Origin of the sequence: Pseudomonas putida, from assembly GCF_028682455.1 — a bacterium.
Taxonomy (GTDB): domain Bacteria; phylum Pseudomonadota; class Gammaproteobacteria; order Pseudomonadales; family Pseudomonadaceae; genus Aquipseudomonas; species Aquipseudomonas putida_AA.
Map to the genome: position 1 here is coordinate 223,801 of NZ_JANHLD010000001.1, position 19,215 is coordinate 243,015.

The 19,215-nt window shown below is 60.9% G+C and carries 18 protein-coding genes and 1 tRNA gene; 14 read left to right on the forward strand and 5 right to left on the reverse strand.

The annotated features are described in order from the left end of the window. The first annotated feature begins 90 nt into the window (after window positions 1-90). From acpP to NPS58_RS01130, 7 genes are all read left to right on the forward strand, one after another. Window positions 91-327 carry an acyl carrier protein gene (gene acpP / locus NPS58_RS01100; RefSeq protein ID WP_025261008.1) on the forward strand — a complete coding sequence of 79 codons (237 nt, stop codon included), beginning with the start codon at window positions 91-93 and terminating at the stop codon, window positions 325-327. 105 nt (window positions 328-432) lie between these two features. After that, on the forward strand, window positions 433-1,677 hold the full coding sequence (gene fabF, locus NPS58_RS01105; RefSeq protein WP_274112874.1) for a beta-ketoacyl-ACP synthase II: 1,245 nt from the start codon (window positions 433-435) through the stop codon (window positions 1,675-1,677). Then, a complete protein-coding gene (pabC, locus tag NPS58_RS01110) occupies window positions 1,677-2,492 on the forward strand; it encodes an aminodeoxychorismate lyase (RefSeq protein ID WP_274112876.1) in 816 nt (271 codons plus the stop codon). The genes fabF and pabC overlap by 1 nt, the downstream gene beginning before the upstream one ends. 3 nt (window positions 2,493-2,495) lie before the next feature. Further along, the gene (gene mltG, locus NPS58_RS01115; RefSeq protein ID WP_274112878.1) at window positions 2,496-3,641 is read left to right on the forward strand and encodes an endolytic transglycosylase MltG; all 1,146 of its coding nucleotides are present in this window, start codon (window positions 2,496-2,498) and stop codon (window positions 3,639-3,641) included. 19 nt (window positions 3,642-3,660) lie between these two features. After that, a complete protein-coding gene (tmk, locus tag NPS58_RS01120) occupies window positions 3,661-4,293 on the forward strand; it encodes a dTMP kinase (RefSeq protein WP_274112880.1) in 633 nt (210 codons plus the stop codon). Continuing rightward, on the forward strand, window positions 4,286-5,272 hold the full coding sequence (locus NPS58_RS01125) for a DNA polymerase III subunit delta' (RefSeq protein ID WP_274112882.1): 987 nt from the start codon (window positions 4,286-4,288) through the stop codon (window positions 5,270-5,272). The genes tmk and NPS58_RS01125 overlap by 8 nt, the downstream gene beginning before the upstream one ends. Before the next feature lie 45 nt (window positions 5,273-5,317). After that, on the forward strand, window positions 5,318-6,100 hold the full coding sequence (locus tag NPS58_RS01130) for a TatD family hydrolase (RefSeq protein ID WP_274112884.1): 783 nt from the start codon (window positions 5,318-5,320) through the stop codon (window positions 6,098-6,100). A 290-nt stretch (window positions 6,101-6,390) separates the two neighbouring features. Here NPS58_RS01130 and NPS58_RS01135 read toward each other — a convergent pair whose 3' ends face one another. Continuing rightward, on the reverse strand, window positions 6,391-7,524 hold the full coding sequence (locus NPS58_RS01135) for an aminotransferase class V-fold PLP-dependent enzyme (protein WP_274112886.1): 1,134 nt from the start codon (window positions 7,522-7,524) through the stop codon (window positions 6,391-6,393). A gap of 72 nt (window positions 7,525-7,596) precedes the next feature. Between NPS58_RS01135 and NPS58_RS01140 the strand changes: the two genes are divergently transcribed. The 5 genes from NPS58_RS01140 to NPS58_RS01160 all read left to right on the forward strand — a co-directional run bounded on the left by NPS58_RS01140 (window position 7,597) and on the right by NPS58_RS01160 (window position 11,086). Then, window positions 7,597-8,235 (forward strand): TetR/AcrR family transcriptional regulator, encoded by a 639-nt coding sequence (locus NPS58_RS01140; protein ID WP_028943788.1) that lies wholly within the window; start codon window positions 7,597-7,599, stop codon window positions 8,233-8,235. A gap of 127 nt (window positions 8,236-8,362) precedes the next feature. Continuing rightward, window positions 8,363-9,331 (forward strand): GTP 3',8-cyclase MoaA, encoded by a 969-nt coding sequence (locus NPS58_RS01145; protein WP_274112889.1) that lies wholly within the window; start codon window positions 8,363-8,365, stop codon window positions 9,329-9,331. A gap of 66 nt (window positions 9,332-9,397) precedes the next feature. Then, window positions 9,398-10,003, forward strand: a complete 606-nt coding sequence (locus NPS58_RS01150; RefSeq protein WP_274112891.1) for a DUF4823 domain-containing protein — start codon at window positions 9,398-9,400, stop codon at window positions 10,001-10,003. 9 nt (window positions 10,004-10,012) lie between these two features. Beyond that, window positions 10,013-10,573, forward strand: a complete 561-nt coding sequence (locus NPS58_RS01155) for a DUF1285 domain-containing protein (protein WP_274112893.1) — start codon at window positions 10,013-10,015, stop codon at window positions 10,571-10,573. 90 nt (window positions 10,574-10,663) lie between these two features. Next, on the forward strand, window positions 10,664-11,086 hold the full coding sequence (locus tag NPS58_RS01160; protein WP_274112894.1) for a cupin domain-containing protein: 423 nt from the start codon (window positions 10,664-10,666) through the stop codon (window positions 11,084-11,086). Between the two features lie 67 nt (window positions 11,087-11,153). Here NPS58_RS01160 and NPS58_RS01165 read toward each other — a convergent pair. Both NPS58_RS01165 and NPS58_RS01170 read right to left on the reverse strand, forming a co-directional pair. Then, a tRNA-Asn gene (locus NPS58_RS01165) sits at window positions 11,154-11,229 on the reverse strand. Between the two features lie 62 nt (window positions 11,230-11,291). Beyond that, complete coding sequence (locus NPS58_RS01170; protein ID WP_274112896.1) at window positions 11,292-12,488, reverse strand: amino acid aminotransferase; 1,197 nt, start codon at window positions 12,486-12,488, stop codon at window positions 11,292-11,294. Window positions 12,489-12,782: 294 nt separating this feature from the next. Here NPS58_RS01170 and uvrB point away from each other — a divergent pair, with 294 nt between their 5' ends. Then, the gene (gene uvrB, locus NPS58_RS01175) at window positions 12,783-14,798 is read left to right on the forward strand and encodes an excinuclease ABC subunit UvrB (protein ID WP_274112897.1); all 2,016 of its coding nucleotides are present in this window, start codon (window positions 12,783-12,785) and stop codon (window positions 14,796-14,798) included. 29 nt (window positions 14,799-14,827) lie between these two features. Here the strand turns inward: uvrB and NPS58_RS01180 are convergent, their stop codons facing one another. Both NPS58_RS01180 and NPS58_RS01185 read right to left on the reverse strand, forming a co-directional pair. Continuing rightward, a complete protein-coding gene (locus NPS58_RS01180) occupies window positions 14,828-16,318 on the reverse strand; it encodes an MDR family MFS transporter (RefSeq protein WP_274115332.1) in 1,491 nt (496 codons plus the stop codon). Window positions 16,319-16,367: 49 nt separating this feature from the next. Next, window positions 16,368-17,417, reverse strand: a complete 1,050-nt coding sequence (locus NPS58_RS01185; RefSeq protein WP_274112898.1) for an HlyD family secretion protein — start codon at window positions 17,415-17,417, stop codon at window positions 16,368-16,370. A 143-nt stretch (window positions 17,418-17,560) separates the two neighbouring features. On the opposite strand from NPS58_RS01185, the gene gltX reads away from it, so the two are divergent. After that, entirely contained in the window at window positions 17,561-19,042 is a 1,482-nt protein-coding gene (gene gltX / locus NPS58_RS01190; RefSeq protein WP_028943796.1) for a glutamate--tRNA ligase, read from the forward strand. The last annotated feature ends 173 nt before the right edge of the window (window positions 19,043-19,215 follow it).

The following is a 19,215-nucleotide window of genomic DNA, read 5'->3' on the forward strand; positions in this document are numbered from 1 at the left end:
GCGAGTTGCGCTTGAAAAGCAGACGTCTTTCTATACACTTACACACCGGCCAGCTGCCTGACATATGTCCATTAGGAGTGAAAACAAGGTATGAGCACCATCGAAGAACGCGTCAAGAAAATCGTCGCCGAGCAACTGGGCGTTAAAGAAGAAGAAGTAGTGAACACTGCTTCCTTCGTCGAAGATCTGGGTGCCGATTCCCTTGACACCGTTGAGCTGGTGATGGCTCTGGAAGAGGAATTCGAGACCGAAATCCCTGACGAAGAAGCTGAGAAGATCACTACTGTTCAAGCTGCTATCGACTACGTCAACAGCCACCAGGGCTAAGACGTTGTAGTCGTCGCTTCTTGTCATGGAAAAACCGCACTGCCTTCGCCGGCGTGCGGTTTTTTCTTTACAAGACATGTAGTCAATGTGAATAAGGAGAGTGCTGTGTCGCGTAGACGCGTCGTGGTCACCGGTATGGGTATGCTGTCGCCACTGGGTACGGATGTGCCGAGCAGTTGGCAGGGCATTCTGGCTGGCCGCAGTGGCATAGGTCTGATTGAACATACGGACCTGTCTGCCTACTCCACCCGTTTTGGCGGCTCGGTAAAGGGCTTCGAGGTTGAGCAGTACCTGTCGGTCAAGGAAGCCCGCAAGCTCGATCTGTTCATTCAGTACGGCCTGGCAGCCGGTTTTCAAGCGGTGCGCAACGCCGGCCTGGAAGTTACCGATGCCAACCGCGAGCGCATTGGCGTGGCCATGGGCTCGGGTATCGGTGGCCTGACCAATATCGAAGAAACCAGTCGCACGCTGCATGATCAAGGCCCGCGACGCATCTCGCCGTTCTTCGTGCCTGGTTCGATCATCAACATGATTTCCGGTTTCCTGTCGATCCACCTGGGTGTACAGGGACCTAACTACGCCATCGCCACCGCCTGCACCACCGGTACTCACTGTATCGGCATGGCTGCGCGCAACATCGCCTTCGGCGAGGCCGACGTGATGATCGCCGGTGGTGCGGAAATGGCGGCCTGCGGCTTGGGCATGGGTGGCTTTGGTGCCTCGCGCGCGCTGTCGACCCGCAATGACGACCCTACCCGAGCCAGTCGCCCTTGGGACAAGGGTCGAGACGGTTTCGTCCTCTCCGATGGCGCCGGCGCCCTGGTGCTTGAAGAGCTCGAGCATGCGAAGGCCCGTGGCGCGACCATCTATGCCGAGCTGGTTGGTTTTGGCATGAGCGGCGACGCCTACCACATGACCTCTCCGCCAGAAGACGGTAGCGGCGCTGCGCGTTGCATGGTCAACGCATTGCGTGATGCCGGTCTTGATGCCGACCAGGTAAGCTACATCAACGCCCACGGTACCTCGACGCCGGCAGGCGACCTGGCCGAAGCGTCGGCGATCAAGTCGGTGTTTGGCGAGCATGCCTACAAGCTGGCGGTCAGTTCGACCAAGTCGATGACCGGGCACCTGCTCGGCGCTGCCGGCGCCGTAGAGGCGATCTTCAGTGTGCTGTCGATCAACAGCCAGGTGGCGCCGCCGACCATCAACCTCGATGAGCCGGACGAAGGTTGCGACCTGGACTTCGTGCCGCACGAGGCGCGCAACATGTCGATCGACGTTGTGCTGTCCAACTCCTTCGGGTTTGGCGGTACCAATGGCTCGCTGGTGTTCCGCCGGTTCGCCGGCTGATGCACAGTTGGCTCGATGGCCTGCCGGCAGATGCAGTCAACCTGCAAAGCCGCGGCCTGGCCTATGGCGATGGTCTGTTCGAGACCATCGCTGTGCGGTCCGGGCGGCCATCGTTGCTCGAGTATCATCTCGATCGCCTGGCGCTGGGATGCCAGCGCCTGGCGATCGATGCCGATCATGGCCTGATCCGCGACGAGCTGTGCCGTTACGCCGCTGCGCTGGGTGACGGCGTACTCAAGCTGATTCTGGTACGTGGCGACAGTCAGCGCGGCTATGCGCCCGCCGCTGGTGCTGCACCACGACGTATCCTGCAGGGCAGTCCTTTGCCCGCCTATCCCTCGCAGAATGCCGAGCACGGTGTTCGTCTGTTCCCCTGTGCCACGCGTCTTGCGGAACAACCCTTGCTGGCAGGGCTCAAACATCTCAATCGGCTCGAGCAGGTCCTGGCACGCTCCGAGTGGCAGGATACCGAGCACGCCGAGGGCTTGATGCGCGACACGTCGGGCAGGGTAGTCGAAGGGGTTTATAGCAACCTGTTCCTGGTCAGTAAGGGCCGGTTGCTCACGGCTGACCTGAGTCGTTGTGGCGTGGCGGGGGTCATGCGTGCCGCGCTCATTGCCCAGGCTGGTGTCGCGGGTATCCCGGTGGGGGTCGCCGATCTGTCCCTGCAGGACCTGGAGCAGGCCGATGAAGTCTTCGTCTGCAACAGTGTTTACGGTATTTGGCCCGTGCGAGCATTTGCATCGCTGAACTGGTCGCCGGGACCACTCACCCGTAAACTGCAGGCCATTGCCCGTACGTTACTGGATACCTGATTTGTGAGACGTAAATTCTTGGTGCTGCTGGAGGCTGGATTGATCCTGGCAGGCCTGATGCTGGGTTTTTCGGCCTGGAAAGTGAACTCCGCACTCGAGCAGACCCTGCATGTTAGCCAGGAGCAACTGCTTGACGTGCCGACCGGCACCAACCCCAATCGCATGTTCTACCGCATGGAAAAAGAAGGCCTGCTGGACGATGCGTTCTGGTTGCGCCTGTACTGGCGTTTCAATATGGCCGGCGTGCCTTTGCACACGGGCGAGTACCGCATGACGCCCGGCATGACCGTGCGCGACCTGTTCGAAGTCTGGCGTCGGGGTGATGTCGTGCAATACAGCCTGACGCTGGTCGAGGGCTGGAACTTCCGCCAGGTGCGCTCGGCGCTGGCCAAGCATGAAAAGATCAAGCAGACCATCGACGGCCTAAGTGATGCCGAGGTGATGGACAAGCTTGGCCATCCTGGTGTGTTCCCTGAAGGGCGATTCTTCCCGGATACCTATCGTTTTGTTCGTGGCATGACCGATGTGGAATTCCTCCAGCAGGCATACGCTCGTCTCGAGGAGGTCCTGGCCAAGGAGTGGGCGACGCGTCCCGCCGACCTGCCGTACCGCGATCCGTACCAGGCGCTGATCATGGCCTCGCTGGTCGAGAAAGAGACGGGGGTGCCCCAGGAGCGTGGCGAGATTGCTGGCGTATTCGTGAGGCGCATGCGTATAGGCATGCTGTTGCAGACCGACCCGACCGTCATCTACGGCATGGGCGAGCGCTACAACGGCAAGATCACTCGTGCCGACCTGCGTGAGCCGACGCCATACAACACTTATACCAATGCCGGGCTGCCGCCGACCCCGATCGCCATGGTCGGGCGTGAAGCCATCCATGCGGCGCTGAACCCGACCCCGGGCACCAGCCTGTACTTCGTGGCGCGCGGCGATGGCAGCCATGTCTTCTCCGACGACCTGGACGCGCATAACTCGGCCGTTCGCGAATATCAAATCAAGCGTCGAGCCGACTATCGTTCGAGCCCGGCCCCCGAGGTTCCGGTCGATGCTCCCGTCCAGGAAGCGCCCGCCCAGGACGCGCCTGTCGATGCAGAGCAAGCGCTGCCCGAACCGCAAGCGCCGGCCAGCGAACCCACCCCGCAATGATCAACTGTAAGGACTGCCTGTGAGCGGCTTGTTTATTACCCTGGAAGGTCCCGAAGGCGCGGGCAAGAGCACCAATCGCGAGTACCTTGCCGAGCACCTGCGTGCCCAGGGCGTGGATGTGGTCCTGACTCGTGAACCTGGCGGTACGCCGCTGGCCGAGCGGATCCGTGAACTCCTGTTGGCGCCCAGCGAAGAGGTCATGGATGCCGACACCGAGCTGTTGCTGGTGTTCGCCGCCCGTGCCCAACATCTGGCGCAAGTGATTCGTCCGGCGCTGGCTCGAGGGGCGGTGGTGTTGTGCGATCGATTCACCGACGCCACCTATGCCTACCAGGGTGGGGGCCGCGGTCTGTCGGTGTCGCGCATTGCCACTCTGGAGCAATTCGTCCAGGGCGGGTTGCGCCCGGACTTGACCCTGGTCTTCGACCTGCCCGTGGAAATCGGTTTGTCCCGGGCGGCGGCGCGTGGTCGCCTGGATCGCTTCGAACAGGAAGGCCAGGTATTTTTCGAAGCCGTTCGCCAGGCCTACCTGGCGCGTGCCAAGGCCGCCCCGCAGCAATACAAGTTGATCGATGCCTCGCAAACCCTGGCGCAGGTGCAGCAGTCGCTGGATGCCTTGTTGCCGCAGATCCTGGAGCGTTGCCGTGGCTGAGGCCTTCCCTTGGCAGCAGGCCTTGTGGCAGCAACTGGCCGGACGTCCACAGCATGCCCATGCCTACCTGCTGCATGGTCCTCAGGGTATCGGCAAGCGCGCGCTGGCCGAGCGATTGATGGCGTTGCTGTTGTGCCAGCGCCCGGCCGGTCTCAAGGCCTGTGGCCAGTGCAAATCGTGCCTGTTGCTGGCTGCGGGTAGCCATCCGGACAACTACGTGCTGGAGCCGGAGGAGGCCGACAAGCCCATCAAGGTCGACCAGGTGCGTGACCTGGTGTCGTTCGTGGTTCAGACCGCGCAATTGGGCGGGCGCAAGGTGGTGCTGATCGAGCCGGTCGAGGCGATGAACATCAACGCTGCCAACGCGTTGCTCAAGAGCCTCGAGGAACCCTCGGGCAACACTGTGCTGTTGCTGGTCAGCCATCAACCCAGTCGTTTGTTGCCGACCATCAAGAGTCGTTGTGTCCAGCAGGCCTGTCCGCTGCCGGATACCGCACAAAGCCTGGCCTGGCTGGGCAAGGCGCTGCCTGATTGTGACGAGCAGGAGCGCACTGAATTGCTCACGCTGGCAGCCGGTTCACCACTGGCAGCGGTCAGTCTTCAGGCCCAGGGCGTACGCGAGCAGCGTGCGCTGGTGGTCGAGGGAGTCAAGAAGCTGCTCAAGCAGCAGCAGTCCCCGAGCCAGTTGGCCGAGGCCTGGAATGCCATCCCCTTGTTGCAGTTGTTCGACTGGTTTTGTGATTGGTCCAACCTGGTCCTGCGCTACCAGTTGACCGAAGACGAGGAAGGGTTAGGCTTGAACGACATGCGCAAAGTGGTGCAGTACCTGGCGCAGAAAAGCAGCAAGGGCAAGGTGCTGGAGATTCAGGACTGGATCCTCGCCCAGCGCCAGAAGGTGCTCTCCAAGGCCAACCTCAATCGTGTGCTGCTGCTCGAGGCGTTGCTGGCGTCCTGGGCGATGTTGCCTGGCCAGCGTTGAGCTGGGCGTTCGAATCCATTCATTTTTCAATGTCGTCGTGAAGCCATGCTTGTAGATTCCCATTGTCACCTTGATCGTCTAGACCTCACCGCTCACCAGGGCTCCCTGGATCTCGCCCTCGAGGCGGCCCGGGCTCGGGGTGTCGGTCACTTTTTGTGTATCGGCGTCAGTGCCGACAACGCCAAGGCGGTCAAGGACTTGAGCGAGCGCTACAGCGACGTCGATTGTTCGGTGGGTATTCATCCGCTGGACCTGACGCCCGATGGCGCCCCACCGCTGGATTGGCTGCTCAAGGAACTCGAGCACCCGCATGTGGTGGCCATTGGTGAAACCGGGCTGGACTACCACTACGAGCCCGAAGCGGCCCAGGTGCAGCAGGATTCTTTCCGTCTTCACCTGCAAGCGGCCAAGACTACCGGTAAGCCGGTCATCATCCATACCCGGGCAGCCCGGGCCGATACCCTTGCGCTGCTGCGCGAGGCCGACTTGAGTCAGGCCGGTGTGCTGCACTGCTTCACCGAGGACTGGGACATGGCCAGGGCGGCGCTGGATCTGGGCTACTACATCTCGCTGTCTGGCATTGTCACCTTCCGCAATGCCGATGCCTTGCGTGATGTGGCCCGCCAAGTCCCGGCCGATCGCCTGCTGGTCGAGACCGATTCCCCATACCTGGCGCCAATCCCCCATCGCGGCAAGCCGAACCTGCCGGAGTACGTGCGCGAAGTGGCGGAGTTTGTCGCGATGCTGCGTGGCGAAAGTTATGAGCAACTGGCCGGGCAGACCACGGCCAACTTCAAGCGCCTGTTCCCGCTGGCACGGGTGCGCTAGGAGCGGGCTTGCCCCGCGATGCGATGTATCAGAGGGTACGCGATCGCGGGGTAAGCCCGCTCCCACAGAAAAAACGCGGACAAAAAAAACCCGGGTTCTGGGGGGTGAATCCGGGTTAAGACCATTAGGAGTAAAACAAAGGTACGCGGTCCCTGAGCACCTTTATCGGCGCGCCACTTGGGGGGATGCGCCGCGCCAACACCTGAAGTATTGGTCAGGATTGGCGGGCTGCCAGCGCGTGTTGATCGTTTTTTAAACAGATTTGGAATACGGCCGCAGCTGCTGAGCACTCATCGCTCTGCTATCTGCCTGACTATTGCCAGAGTTTCGTCGATTATCGGTTTAGGTGTGTAGAAATGCGGGGAAAATCGCACACCTAGACCGCGGGTGATGCACACCACCTGTTCCTGCTTCAAACGTTGATAGACCTGAAGGTTATCAATCCCCTCAATGCTGAATGAAACAATGCCACCACGCCGTGCGGGATCCTGCGGGCTGTGCAGTCGCACGCCGGGAATCGCCGCCAGGCCATCGTGCAGCCAGCTCACGCGCTCGGCCAGCGCCGCAGCCACCTGATCCATACCCACTGCTTCGAGCAGCGACAGGCTCGCCTCCAGTGCGGCGGCACCGAGCATGTTCGGGCTGCCGCACTCAAAGCGCCTGGCGCTGTGTGCCGGTTCCCACGTGGTGCGGGTGTAGTCGCCCATGTGCTCGAGCATATGCCAGCCGTATTCGCTGAGCTTGAGGCTCGGGCGAATGTCGGCACGGCAATAGAACACGCCCAGTCCTTCCGGGCCGAGCATCCATTTGTGGCCATCGGCCATGGCGAAGTCGCACTGATAGGCCTGGACATCGAAGGGCAGGGCACCCAACTGCTGGATGGCATCGATACAGAACAATACCTGGCGTTCACGGCAACCCTGACCGAGCCGTGCCAGGTCCAGGCGCAGGCCGCTGGCGAACTGCACGGCGCTGATGGCCAGCAGTCGAACCCGTGGTCCGCAGGCAGCCAGCAGGTCGGCTTCCGGGTCCGCACCCTCGAGGCTGACCTGGACCACTTCCACGCCTTGGTTGGCCAGCGCTTCCCAGACGATGCGGTTGGAGGGGAATTCCTCGTCACTGATGACGATCTGGTCGCCAGCCTGCCAATCAAGCCCGAAAGCGACGAACGACAGCGCCTCGGAAGTGTTCTTGACCAGGGCAATGTCATCGGTCGATGGCGCGTTCGTCAGGCGCATCAATCGTTCGCGCAGGCGTTGTTCCATGTTCATCCAGTCTGGATAGTCCCTTGCGCCCAGTAAAACGTTCTCCTGGGCGAAGCGCGCAACCGCCTGACTGGCGCGTTTCGGCCAGGGTGCCACGGCTGCATGGTTCAGATAGCGAAGGCCCGGGGCTTGTTCAAACTCATCAAGAAACATAGACATGGTTGGATGATCCGTGCATTTTGGCGCAAGTTAGGCATAATAACCGGCTTCGATTTTGATCCAGTCCTTCTTATGCAGAAAGAACCTCGTAAGGTCCGTGAGTTTCGTCGCCGTGAGCAAGAGATTCTCGATACCGCGCTCAAGCTGTTTCTCGAACAGGGTGAAGACAGTGTCACCGTCGAGATGATCGCTGATGCCGTCGGTATCGGCAAAGGCACGATCTACAAGCACTTCAAATCCAAGGCGGAAATCTACCTGCGCCTGATGCTCGACTACGAGCGCGATTTGAACGAACTGTTGCACTCTGCCGACGTCGACCGCGACAAGGAAGCCCTGTCGCGCGCCTACTTTGAATTTCGCATGCGTGACCCGCAGCGCTACCGGTTGTTCGATCGCCTCGAAGAGAAAGTGGTCAAGGGCAACCAGGTACCCGAGATGGTCGAGGAGCTGCACAAGATCCGTGCCTCCAACTTCGAGCGCCTGACCCTGTTGATCAAGGGTCGCATCAGCGAGGGCAAGCTCGAAGACGTACCGCCTTACTTCCACTATTGCGCAGCCTGGGCCTTGGTGCATGGGGCCGTAGCGCTCTATCACTCGCCGTTCTGGAGCAATGTGCTGGAAGATCAGGAAGGGTTCTTCCAGTTCCTGATGGACATCGGCGTACGCATGGGCAACAAGCGCAAGCGCGATCCGGATGGCGCCGGCAGCTGAGGCATTCAGGGTGCCGATGGCGCTACTGGGATGACCCCGGCGGGAATATACTCAGGTATGAGGCTTGCAAAAACCTGATTTTTGAGTCAGGTTTTGCAGGCCCGATTCATCCATGCCGGAGTCACCCATGATCGTCGACCGCCAAGGCAGGCGTTTTCGCAACTTGCGCGTCAGCCTCACCGCTGCCTGCAACTATGCCTGTACTTATTGCGTACCGGACGGCAAGCGTCTGGTGGCGGCCCAGGATGAGCTGTCTGCCGAGGCCCTGGCCCGTGGTGTGGCTTACCTGATCGAGGCGGCCGGCATCGAGCGCCTGCGGGTGACCGGGGGCGAGCCGTTGGTCAGCCCCAAGCTGGAAACCTTCCTGACCTCCGTTGCCATGCTCGGCCTGGATGAAATCAGCCTGACCACCAACGGTCAGTTGCTGGCTCGCAAGCTGCCGCTGCTGCGCGCTGCCGGCATACGCCGACTCAATGTTTCCCTCGATACACTCGATCCGGATGCTTTCCGCCGTATCGCCCGTGGTGGCGACCTGGCCACGGTGCTCGATGGCATGGAGCAGGCCAGCGCGGCCGGAATGAAGATCAAGGTCAACATGGTGCCCTTGCGTGGGCAGAACTTCGATCAAGTCCTGCCGCTGCTCGAGTACTGCATGGCTCGGGGTTTCGAATTGCGTTTCATCGAGCTGATGCGCATGGGGCACCTGGCGCGCGACAGCAACGCCTTCTTGCAGCAGTTCGTCAGCCTTGAGCATCTGCTGCAATTGATCGGCGAGCGCTACGAGTACCTGCAGGCCAACGCTCCGGTGGACGCCACTGCCCTGCGCTACCAGATTCCTGGCCATGGTTTTTTTGGTGTGATCGCCAATGAGAGCGTGCCGTTCTGCCGTACCTGCTCGCGATTGCGCCTGTCGTCCACTGGCTGGCTGCATGGTTGCCTGTCGTCGAGCAACCGTCACTATGTCGGCGATCTGCTCGACAAGCCTCGCCATGAAGCCCTGCCTGCGTTGCAGGGATTGTTGCTCAAGGCTTTGGGCGACAAGCAGCCGGTGGCATTTTCCGGTGGTGCAACGGTGATGAAAATCATCGGCGGCTGAGACTGGCGCAAAAGCTGCATCTGTCAGCCGTTCGCCGGTTTTCCGTCACCGGCCACTGGAGGATAGATGCGTAGCCTGATTCTGCTGCTGGCGCTGATGGCGCTGGGCGGCTGCATGAATGTCAGCGACTTGGGCGAGGGCGCCCGTTACCACATGAGCGACGCTGGTTTGCTCGATCACAGCGACACGCGTCGTTCGTTGTCGGTACGCCTGCAACCTGATTCATTCATCTATATAGGCCAGGGCGCCTTCGTCCCGCCGGGCAAGGGACCCTATCCGCGTCCCAATGTGGTTGCTGAAGAGGCGTTCAAGGGCTTTGTCGAGTACTTCCCCATGGTGCGGCGTGCCCAAGGGCCCCTGGGCCTGGAAGACGCGCTGGTGGAGGCTCGTTCGGTGGGTGCCCACTACCTGCTCTATACCCGCTTTGCGCGAACCGATGATCGCATCGGCAATGGCGACGAATGGTACGACGAGCAAGCAGTCGATCGCCTGGGTATCGATACTGGCGTGGTCCAGTTGATGCTGATCGAAACCAATACCCGCTACCTGATCGACACTGCACGGATCAGAAGTCGTGGCGGTTTGCTGACGTTCCACGATAACAAGCCGGAAGATTTGCTCGGGCCACCCCTTGAGGATTACGCTCGTAGCCTTCTGGGTATGAGTCGATAGGAGAATGTAATGACGGATTCCGGCAAGGCAAACGATCTGCTGTCGCAGATTCCCAAGGCGGAAAAAGGTTTGCCACCTGTGCATCTGTGGAATCCGGATTTCTGTGGCGACATCGACATGCGTATCGCCCGCGACGGTACCTGGTATTACCTGGGCACGCCGATCGGGCGCAAGCCGATGGTGCGGTTGTTCTCCACCATCCTTCGCCGCGATGGTGACGACTACTTCCTGGTCACGCCAGTGGAGAAGGTCGGCATCAAGGTCGATGATGCGCCGTTCGTGGCGGTAGCGCTGGAAGTGCAGGGCAGTGGCGAACAGCAGGTGCTGCGCTTCACCAGTAATGTCGAGGATCAGGTCGAGGCCGGCGCCGAACATCCCCTGCGCTTCGAGATCGATGCGCAGACTCAAGAACCATCGCCGTATGTCCATATGCGCAGCAACCTCGAAGCGCTGATCCACCGCAATGTGTTCTATCAACTGGTCGAGCTGGCTGTGCCGCGGCAGATCGATGGCCAGCAATGGCTTGGTGTGTGGAGCAGCGGTAGGTTCTATCCGATTGGCCGCAGCTGATTAGCCTCCGCGTTTTTCGCCGAATTGGCGCTTTTGACCTCGTGGGCGCCGGCTTAACCTGCCGGTATTCACACAATTGAGGTCATGCCGATGAAATCCCGCCCGTTACCCCTCGCTACACTGGTCATCGCCAGCCTGTTTGCTCTGCCGGGCGCCTGGGCCCATGGCCCGGAGCAGGGGCAGGAGGCAGTCAAGGTGTTGCAGCAGCAACTGCCGAGCAACGCGCCCGGCAAGAAGGCCATCATGCTGACAGTCAGCTATGCGCCCGGCCAGAAATCCGTGGCGCACCAGCATCCGGGTGCAGTCATGGCGTATGTGCTGGAAGGGGTGGTGGTGTCGCAGCTCAAGGGTGAGCAGCAGCCAACGACCTACAAGGCCGGAGATTTCTGGTACGAGCCGCCGGGCGCGGTGCACCTGGTGTCGCGCAACGGCAGTGAATCGGCATCGGCCAAGTTGCTGGTGTGGACGCTGGTGGATGAGCAGCGACCTGTCACCGAGCCTTACCAGCCCTAGGAAAATGCGAGGGGCTGAAACGAAAAAACCTCCAGTGCTTGAGGCAACTGGAGGTTTTTCAGGTATTTGGCTCCGCGACCAGGACTCGAACCTGGGACCCAATGATTAACAGTCATTTGCTCTACCGACTGAGCTATCGCGGAATCTGTGGCGTATCTTACTGATTGCTAAGGGGAAGTCAAGCCTCCCCTTGGCAAAAGGTCAGTTACAGGACCTCGACGATGGCCTTGGTCACCACATGGATATTGCTCTGGTTCAGGGTGGCGACGCAAATACGACCGGTGTCCAGGGCGTAGATGCCGAACTCGTTCTTCAGGCGTGCCACTTGCTCAACGGTCAGGCCCGAGTAGGAGAACATGCCGCGCTGACGACCGACAAAGCTGAAGTCGCGCTGGGCGCCATATTCGGCCAACAGTTCGACCATCTGCTTGCGCATGCCGTGGATACGCTGGCGCATTTCACCCAGCTCCTCTTCCCACATTGCACGCAGTTCCGGGCTGTTGAGCACGGTGGCGACGATGGTGGCGCCGTGGGTCGGCGGGTTGGAATAGTTGGTGCGGATCACGCGCTTGACCTGCGACAGCACGCGAGCGCTCTCTTCCTTGGACTCGGTGATGATCGACAGTGCGCCAACACGCTCGCCGTACAGCGAGAAGGATTTGGAGAAGGAGCTGGAAACGAAGAAATCCAGGCCCGACTCGGCGAACAGGCGAACAGCGAAGGCGTCTTCGTGGATGCCGTCGCCAAAGCCCTGGTAGGCCATGTCGAGGAACGGCACGTGGCCCTTGGCCTTGACGACTTCCAGGACGTTTTTCCAGTCGTCCAGGCTCAGGTCGACGCCGGTCGGGTTATGGCAGCAGGCGTGCAGGACGATGATCGAGCCGGCCGGCAGGGCGTTGAGGTCTTCCAGCATGCCGCTGCGGTTGACGTCGTTGGTGGCGGCGTCGTAGTAGCGGTAGTTCTGCACCGGGAAGCCTGCGGCTTCGAACAGTGCGCGGTGGTTTTCCCAGCTTGGATCGCTGATCGCGACCACGGCATTGGGCGAGATCTGCTTGAGGAAGTCGGCACCGATCTTGAGGGCTCCGGTACCACCAACGGCCTGGGTGGTGATAACCCGGCCTGCAGCCAGCAGAGGCGACTCGGCACCGAACAGCAGCTTCTGCACGGCCTGGTCGTAGGCGGCGATACCGTCGATCGGCAGGTAACCGCGGGAAGCGTGCTGGGCAGCGCGCTGGGTTTCGGCTTCGATCACTGCGCGCAGCAGTGGGATACGCCCTTCTTCGTTGCAGTAAACACCTACACCCAAGTTGACCTTGTTGCTACGGGTATCGGCGTTGAAAGCTTCGTTGAGGCCCAGAATGGGATCGCGTGGTGCCAGCTCGACAGCGGAAAACAGGCTCATTATTACCTTGGCTCTGAATGGAGTGTGATAGAGGTCGCACGCTCCAGTCGAATGCACTAGAGCGGTGCACAAACGGGGAGTCAGTATAGTGATACCCGTCGGTCACGGCGACAGTCCAGCGCAGCTTTTCCTGCTGTTTCGCCGAATATTTTTCGACCGTTAGTCGATTTGAGTCGTCCAAAACAGCAATTGCCCCCAACACTGAGTTGAAACTGGCGCTGTGCGCCATTAATTCGGTATAACTACTGTCTATAGATACAGTTGCCTGCAGCCGCGATAAAACAGAGGTCCGTCATGTCCGAGTTTCAGCTCGTCACCCGTTTCCAACCGGCCGGCGATCAGCCGGAAGCCATTCGCCAAATGGTCGAAGGCATCGAGGCGGGGCTGGCGCACCAGACCCTGCTCGGGGTAACCGGCTCGGGCAAGACGTTCAGCATTGCCAACGTTATCGCCCAGGTGCAGCGCCCGACCCTGGTGCTGGCGCCGAACAAGACGCTCGCGGCGCAGCTCTACGGTGAATTCAAGGCGTTTTTCCCCAATAACGCCGTGGAGTATTTCGTTTCCTACTACGACTACTACCAGCCCGAAGCCTACGTGCCGTCCTCCGATACCTTCATCGAGAAGGATGCCTCGATCAACGACCACATCGAGCAGATGCGCCTGTCGGCGACTAAGGCGCTGCTCGAGCGGCGCGATGCGATCATCGTCACCACGGTGTCGTGCATCTACGGCCTGGGTAGCCCGGAAACCTACCTGAAGATGGTCCTGCACGTGGATCGCGGCGACAAGCTCGACCAGCGTGCCTTGTTGCGTCGCCTGGCCGATCTGCAATACACCCGCAACGAAATGGATTTTGCCCGCGCCACCTTCCGCGTGCGCGGGGATGTGATCGACATCTTTCCGGCCGAATCGGACCTCGAGGCCATCCGCATCGAGTTGTTCGACGATGAGGTGGAGAACATTGCCGCCTTCGACCCGCTGACCGGCGAGGTGATCCGCAAGCTGCCGCGCTTCACCTTCTACCCCAAGAGCCACTACGTGACTCCGCGTGAGACCTTGCTGGAGGCAATGGAAGGCATCAAGGAAGAACTGCAGCAGCGCCTGGAATACCTGCACAAGGCCAACAAGCTGGTCGAAGCCCAGCGCCTGGAGCAACGTACCCGTTTTGACCTGGAGATGATTCTCGAACTCGGCTACTGCAACGGCATCGAGAACTACTCGCGCTACCTCTCCGGTCGTCCGGCCGGGGCACCGCCGCCGACCCTCTACGACTACCTGCCGCCTGATGCCTTGCTGGTGATCGACGAGTCCCACGTCAGCGTTCCGCAGGTCGGCGCGATGTACAAGGGCGACCGCTCGCGCAAGGAAACCCTTGTCGAATACGGCTTCCGCCTGCCATCGGCGCTGGACAACCGGCCGATGCGCTTTGACGAATGGGAGGCGGTCAGCCCGCAGACCATATTCGTCTCCGCGACCCCGGGGGCGTACGAGGCTGAACACGCTGGCAGGGTAGTCGAGCAGGTGGTGCGCCCGACCGGTCTGGTCGACCCGCAGGTGGAAGTACGCCCGGCCATCACCCAGGTCGATGACTTGCTCTCGGAGATCCGCAAGCGGGTCGCCGTGGAGGAGCGAGTGCTGGTGACCACCCTGACCAAGCGCATGGCCGAAGACCTCACCGACTACCTTGCCGACCACGATGTGCGGGTGCGCTACCTGCACTCGGACATCGACACGGTGGAGCGGGTCGAGATCATTCGCGACCTGCGCCTGGGCACCTTTGATGTGTTGGTGGGGATCAACCTGTTGCGTGAGGGCCTGGACATGCCGGAGGTGTCGCTGGTGGCGATCCTCGATGCCGACAAAGAGGGCTTCCTGCGTTCCGAGCGCTCGCTGATCCAGACCATCGGTCGTGCGGCCCGTAACCTCAACGGCCGCGCGATCCTCTATGCCGACAACATGACCGGCTCGATGCAGCGAGCCATCGGTGAAACCGAGCGGCGTCGTGACAAGCAGATTGCCTTCAACGAAGCCAATGGCATCGTCCCCAAGGGCGTGGTCAAGGACATCACCGACATCATGGAGGGGGCCAACGTGCCCGGCTCGCGTAGCAAGAAGCGCAAGGGCATGGCCAAGGCTGCCGAAGAAAGCGCGCGCTACGAAGCCGAGCTGCGTTCGCCGGGCGAAATTGCCAAGCGCATCAAGCTGCTGGAAGAGAAGATGTACCAGCTGGCTCGAGACCTGGAGTTCGAGGCGGCGGCGCAGTTGCGCGACGAGATCACGGCACTGCGCGAGCGCCTGATCACCGCTTGAGCAGGGCAAGCCCGCTCCTGCATTGGAATTTAGTGGGCTTCCCCGGCCTTCAATCCTTGCGGCAATTTGCGCGTCATCAGTACCGCCACCATGCTGATTGCCAGCCCGATGCCCACAAAATGGAAGGCGTCGTTATAGGCCATGATCATCGCCTGCTGGTGGGTAATCTCGCTTAGCTTGCCTAGCGCCGCAGCATCGCTCCCCAGCCTCTCGGACAGCTGCGCCAGGCGCTCGGCTACCTGCGGGTTGTTCGGTACCAGGGCTTCACGCAGGTATTCGAAGTACACCTTGGTGCGCGCATCCAGCAGGGTCGCCAGCAGTGCAATCCCGATCGCCCCGCCCAGGTTACGCAGGATGTTGAACAGGCTCGATGCCGAACCTGCGTCCTGCGGCTGGATGTAGGCGGTGGCAATCAGCGAGATGGTCACCATGATCATCGGTTGGCCCAGCGCCCGGATGATCTGGATCTGGTTGAACTGTTCGCCGGCAAAGTCCGGGTTGAGCACGCCAGAACTGAAGCTGGCCAGGCCAAACAGGCCAAAACCCAGGGTGCAGAGGATTTTCGGCGAGATGACTTTCATCAGCTGTGGCACCAGCGGAATCAGGAACAGCTGGGGAATACCCATCCACATGATGACTTCGCCGATCTGCAGGGCGTTGTAGTTCTGGATCTGCGCCAGGTACAGCGGCAGCAGGTAGATCGAACCGTATAAGCCAACCCCCATTCCCAGGCTGGCGATGCTCGACAAACCGAAGTTGCGGTTGCCGAGGATGCGCAGGTTGATCAGCGGATTGGGCTTGGAGAACTGTAGGATCACGAAGGTGATCAGGCTCAGCAGGGCGATGCTGCCAAGCCCGACGATCAGGCTCGACTCCAGCCAGTCCTTGCGGTGGCCTTCCTCCAGAAATACCTGCAGGCACCCCAGACCGACGCCCAGGGTGACGATGCCGGCGTAATCGGTACTTTTCAGCAGTTCCCAGTGGGCTTCTTTCTTTTCCAGGCCGTACATCAGGCCGGCGATCATCAAGAGACCCGGGGGAATGTTGATGTAGAAGATGTATTCCCAGCCCCAGTTCTCGGTGAGCCAGCCGCCGAGGGTAGGGCCGATGGAGGGCGCGAAGGTAGCGGTCATGGCGAACATGGCCATGCCCTTTGCGCGATGGTGCTCGGGGAGCTTGATCAAGGTCAGGGTGAACGCCAGCGGGATCAGTGCGCCGCCGGTAAAGCCCTGCATGGCGCGAAAAATGATCATGCTCTCCAGGTTCCAGGCCATGGAGCACAGCAGTGAAGACACCAGAAACCCCAGCGACACCCAGACTGCCAGGCGTCTGGCCGACAACAGCTGCACCAGCCAGGCCGTGAGCGGAATCATGATGATCTCCGCCACCAGATAAGAGGTGGAGATCCACGAGCCTTCCTCCAGGGTCGCCGACAGGGCGCCCTGGATATCCTTGAGCGAGGAGTTGGTGATCTGGATGTCCAGTACCGCCATGAAGGCGCCGAGCATTACGCTCATCACTGCGATCCAGTCGCGTCGGCTGGGTTCGCCGACGGGACGGATCAGTTGATCACCGGCCATTGTCGGCGTTGTCTCGGATATCCACGGTCGCGGTAACCGACATGCCGGGGCGAATCCTGCCTTGCAACGGGTTGTCGACATCGAAGGTGAGCTTCACCGGAATGCGCTGCACCACCTTGGTGAAGTTGCCGGTGGCGTTGTCCGGTGGCAGTAGGCTGAACTGGGCGCCGGAGGCGGCGAACAGACTGTCGACCCGGCCCTGGATCGGGGTGTCGGGATAGCTGTCGAATACCAGTTGGGCGAGTTGTCCGGGCTGCATATGACCGATCTGAGTTTCCTTGAAGTTGGCCTGGATCCAGATGTCCTGGTCCGGAACGATGGACAGCAGATAGGCACCGGCCTGTACCACTTGGCCGTTGCGGGCGGCCCGCTGGCCGATCATGCCGCTGATCGGGGCATGGATTTCGCTGCGGGTCAGGTTCAGTTCGGCCTGGGCCAGCTCGGTTCGGGCATTGACGATCTGGGCGTCCAGGCGCTTGATCTCGGCGGTCAGGGCATTGACCTGCTGGCGCTGGCCTTGCAGATCGGCCTGGGCCTTGCTCACCTGGGAGCGGGCGACGTGGTTTTCCGCCGACAGGGTAGTTACGCGCTCCTCGGAGACGTAACCCGGCTTGCGCAGCGCCTGGGCACGGTTGAGGTCCAGTTCGGCACGGCCCAGGGTGGCCTGGTTGGCGGCGACCTGGGCCTGGCCGGCGGCAATCAGGCTGGCTTGCTGGGTCAGGCGGCTCTCGGCTTGCAGGCGTTCGGCTTCGCGGGTGTCGAGGGTTGCCCGGGCGCGCTCCACGGCCAGGCGAAAGTCGTCCGGCTCCAGGCGCACCAACAGGTCACCCTTGGCTACATGCTGGTTGTCCTGTACCAGCACTTCATCGATGCGCGCGCCAAGCTGACTGGAGACCCGGGTGATTTCGCCCTGTACATAGGCGTTGTCGGTGCTTTCGTAGAAGCGTCCCTTGAGGTACCAGTGGGCGAGGAAGGCGAGGGCAATCAACAGGACAAGGGTGAGAAAAACCAGCAGGCGACGCTTGAGTTGGGCAGGCATGAGACGATCGTTCCAAAAATGTAAGCAAATTTAACCGTGTTTGGATCCACGACCACAAGTGCCGATCGCGCCCATTGCTGGAGCCCGATGCCCGCTCCCTGTTAACATCCAGCCTTTGTTTCATCTCTAGTTCGAGACTGTCCATGACCACCGTTCGCACGCGTATCGCGCCTTCGCCTACTGGCGATCCCCACGTCGGCACCGCTTACATCGCCCTGTTCAACTACTGCTTTGCCAAGCAGCACGGCGGCGAGTTCATCCTGCGTATCGAAGATACCGACCAGTTGCGTTCGACCCGCGAGTCTGAACAGCAGATCTTCGACGCCCTGCGCTGGCTGGGCATCGAATGGAGCGAAGGTCCGGATGTCGGAGGCCCGCACGGCCCGTACCGGCAGAGCGAGCGGGGCGACATCTACAAGCAGTACGCCCAGCAACTGGTCGATGCCGGCCATGCCTTCCCGTGCTTCTGCACCGCCGAAGAGCTGGACCAGATGCGCGCCGAGCAGATGGCCCGCGGCGAAACCCCGCGCTACGACGGCCGCGCCTTGCTGCTGTCGCCTGAAGAAGTGCAGCGTCGCCTAGCCGCTGGCGAGCCGCATGTGATCCGCATGAAGGTGCCGAGCGAAGGTGTGTGCGTGGTACCGGACATGCTGCGTGGCGATGTCGAGATCCCATGGGATCGCATGGACATGCAGGTCCTGATGAAGACCGATGGCCTGCCGACCTACTTCCTGGCCAACGTCGTCGATGACCACCTGATGGGCATCACCCACGTACTGCGGGGCGAGGAATGGCTGCCGTCGGCGCCCAAGCTGATCAAGCTGTACGAGTACTTCGGCTGGGAACAACCGGTCCTGTGCTACATGCCGCTGCTGCGTAACCCGGACAAGAGCAAGCTGTCCAAGCGCAAGAACCCGACCTCGGTGACCTTCTACGAGCGCATGGGCTTCATGCCCGAAGCCATGCTCAACTACCTGGGCCGCATGGGCTGGTCGATGCCGGACGAGCGCGAAAAGTTCTCCCTGGCCGAAATGGTCGAGCACTTCGACCTGTCGCGTGTCTCTCTGGGCGGGCCGATCTTCGATATCGAGAAGTTGTCGTGGCTCAACGGCCAGTGGCTGCGTGACCTGCCGGTGGAAGAATTTGCCGCCCGTGTGCAGAAGTGGGCATTCAACAGCGACTACATGATGAAGATCGCACCGCACGTGCAGGGCAGGGTAGAGACCTTCAGCCAGATCGCGCCGCTGGGTGGTTTCTTCTTCGAGGGTGCCCTCAAGCTCGATGCCAAGCTGTTCGAGCACAAGAAGCTGTCGGCTGACCAGGTACGCCAGGTCATGCAACTGATCCTTTGGAAGCTTGAAAGCCTGCGCCAGTGGGAGAAGGACCGCATCACCGGGTGCATTCAGGCCGTGGTCGAAGCGTTGGAGCTGAAACTGCGGGATGCAATGCCGCTGATGTTCGCCGCGATCAGTGGCCAGGCCAGCTCCGTATCGGTACTGGACGCCATGGAGATCCTCGGTCCCGACCTGACCCGCTACCGCCTGCGCCAGGCCCTGGACCTGCTCGGTGGCGTGTCGAAGAAAGAAAACAAAGAGTGGGAAAAGCTGTTGGGCACCATTGCCTGATTGAATTTCCGGTAGAAACATCGCGGGGCCCGCCCACTCCTACCGTAGGAGCGGGCGGGCCCCGCGGTCTGCAAAACCCCGTAAAATCGGGGTGTTCTACCCGCCAGGTCGGTAAGTGTTTGTTATCTCGGAAATTTTTTTTGGATTTTGTTGAAAATATATTTGACAGGTCT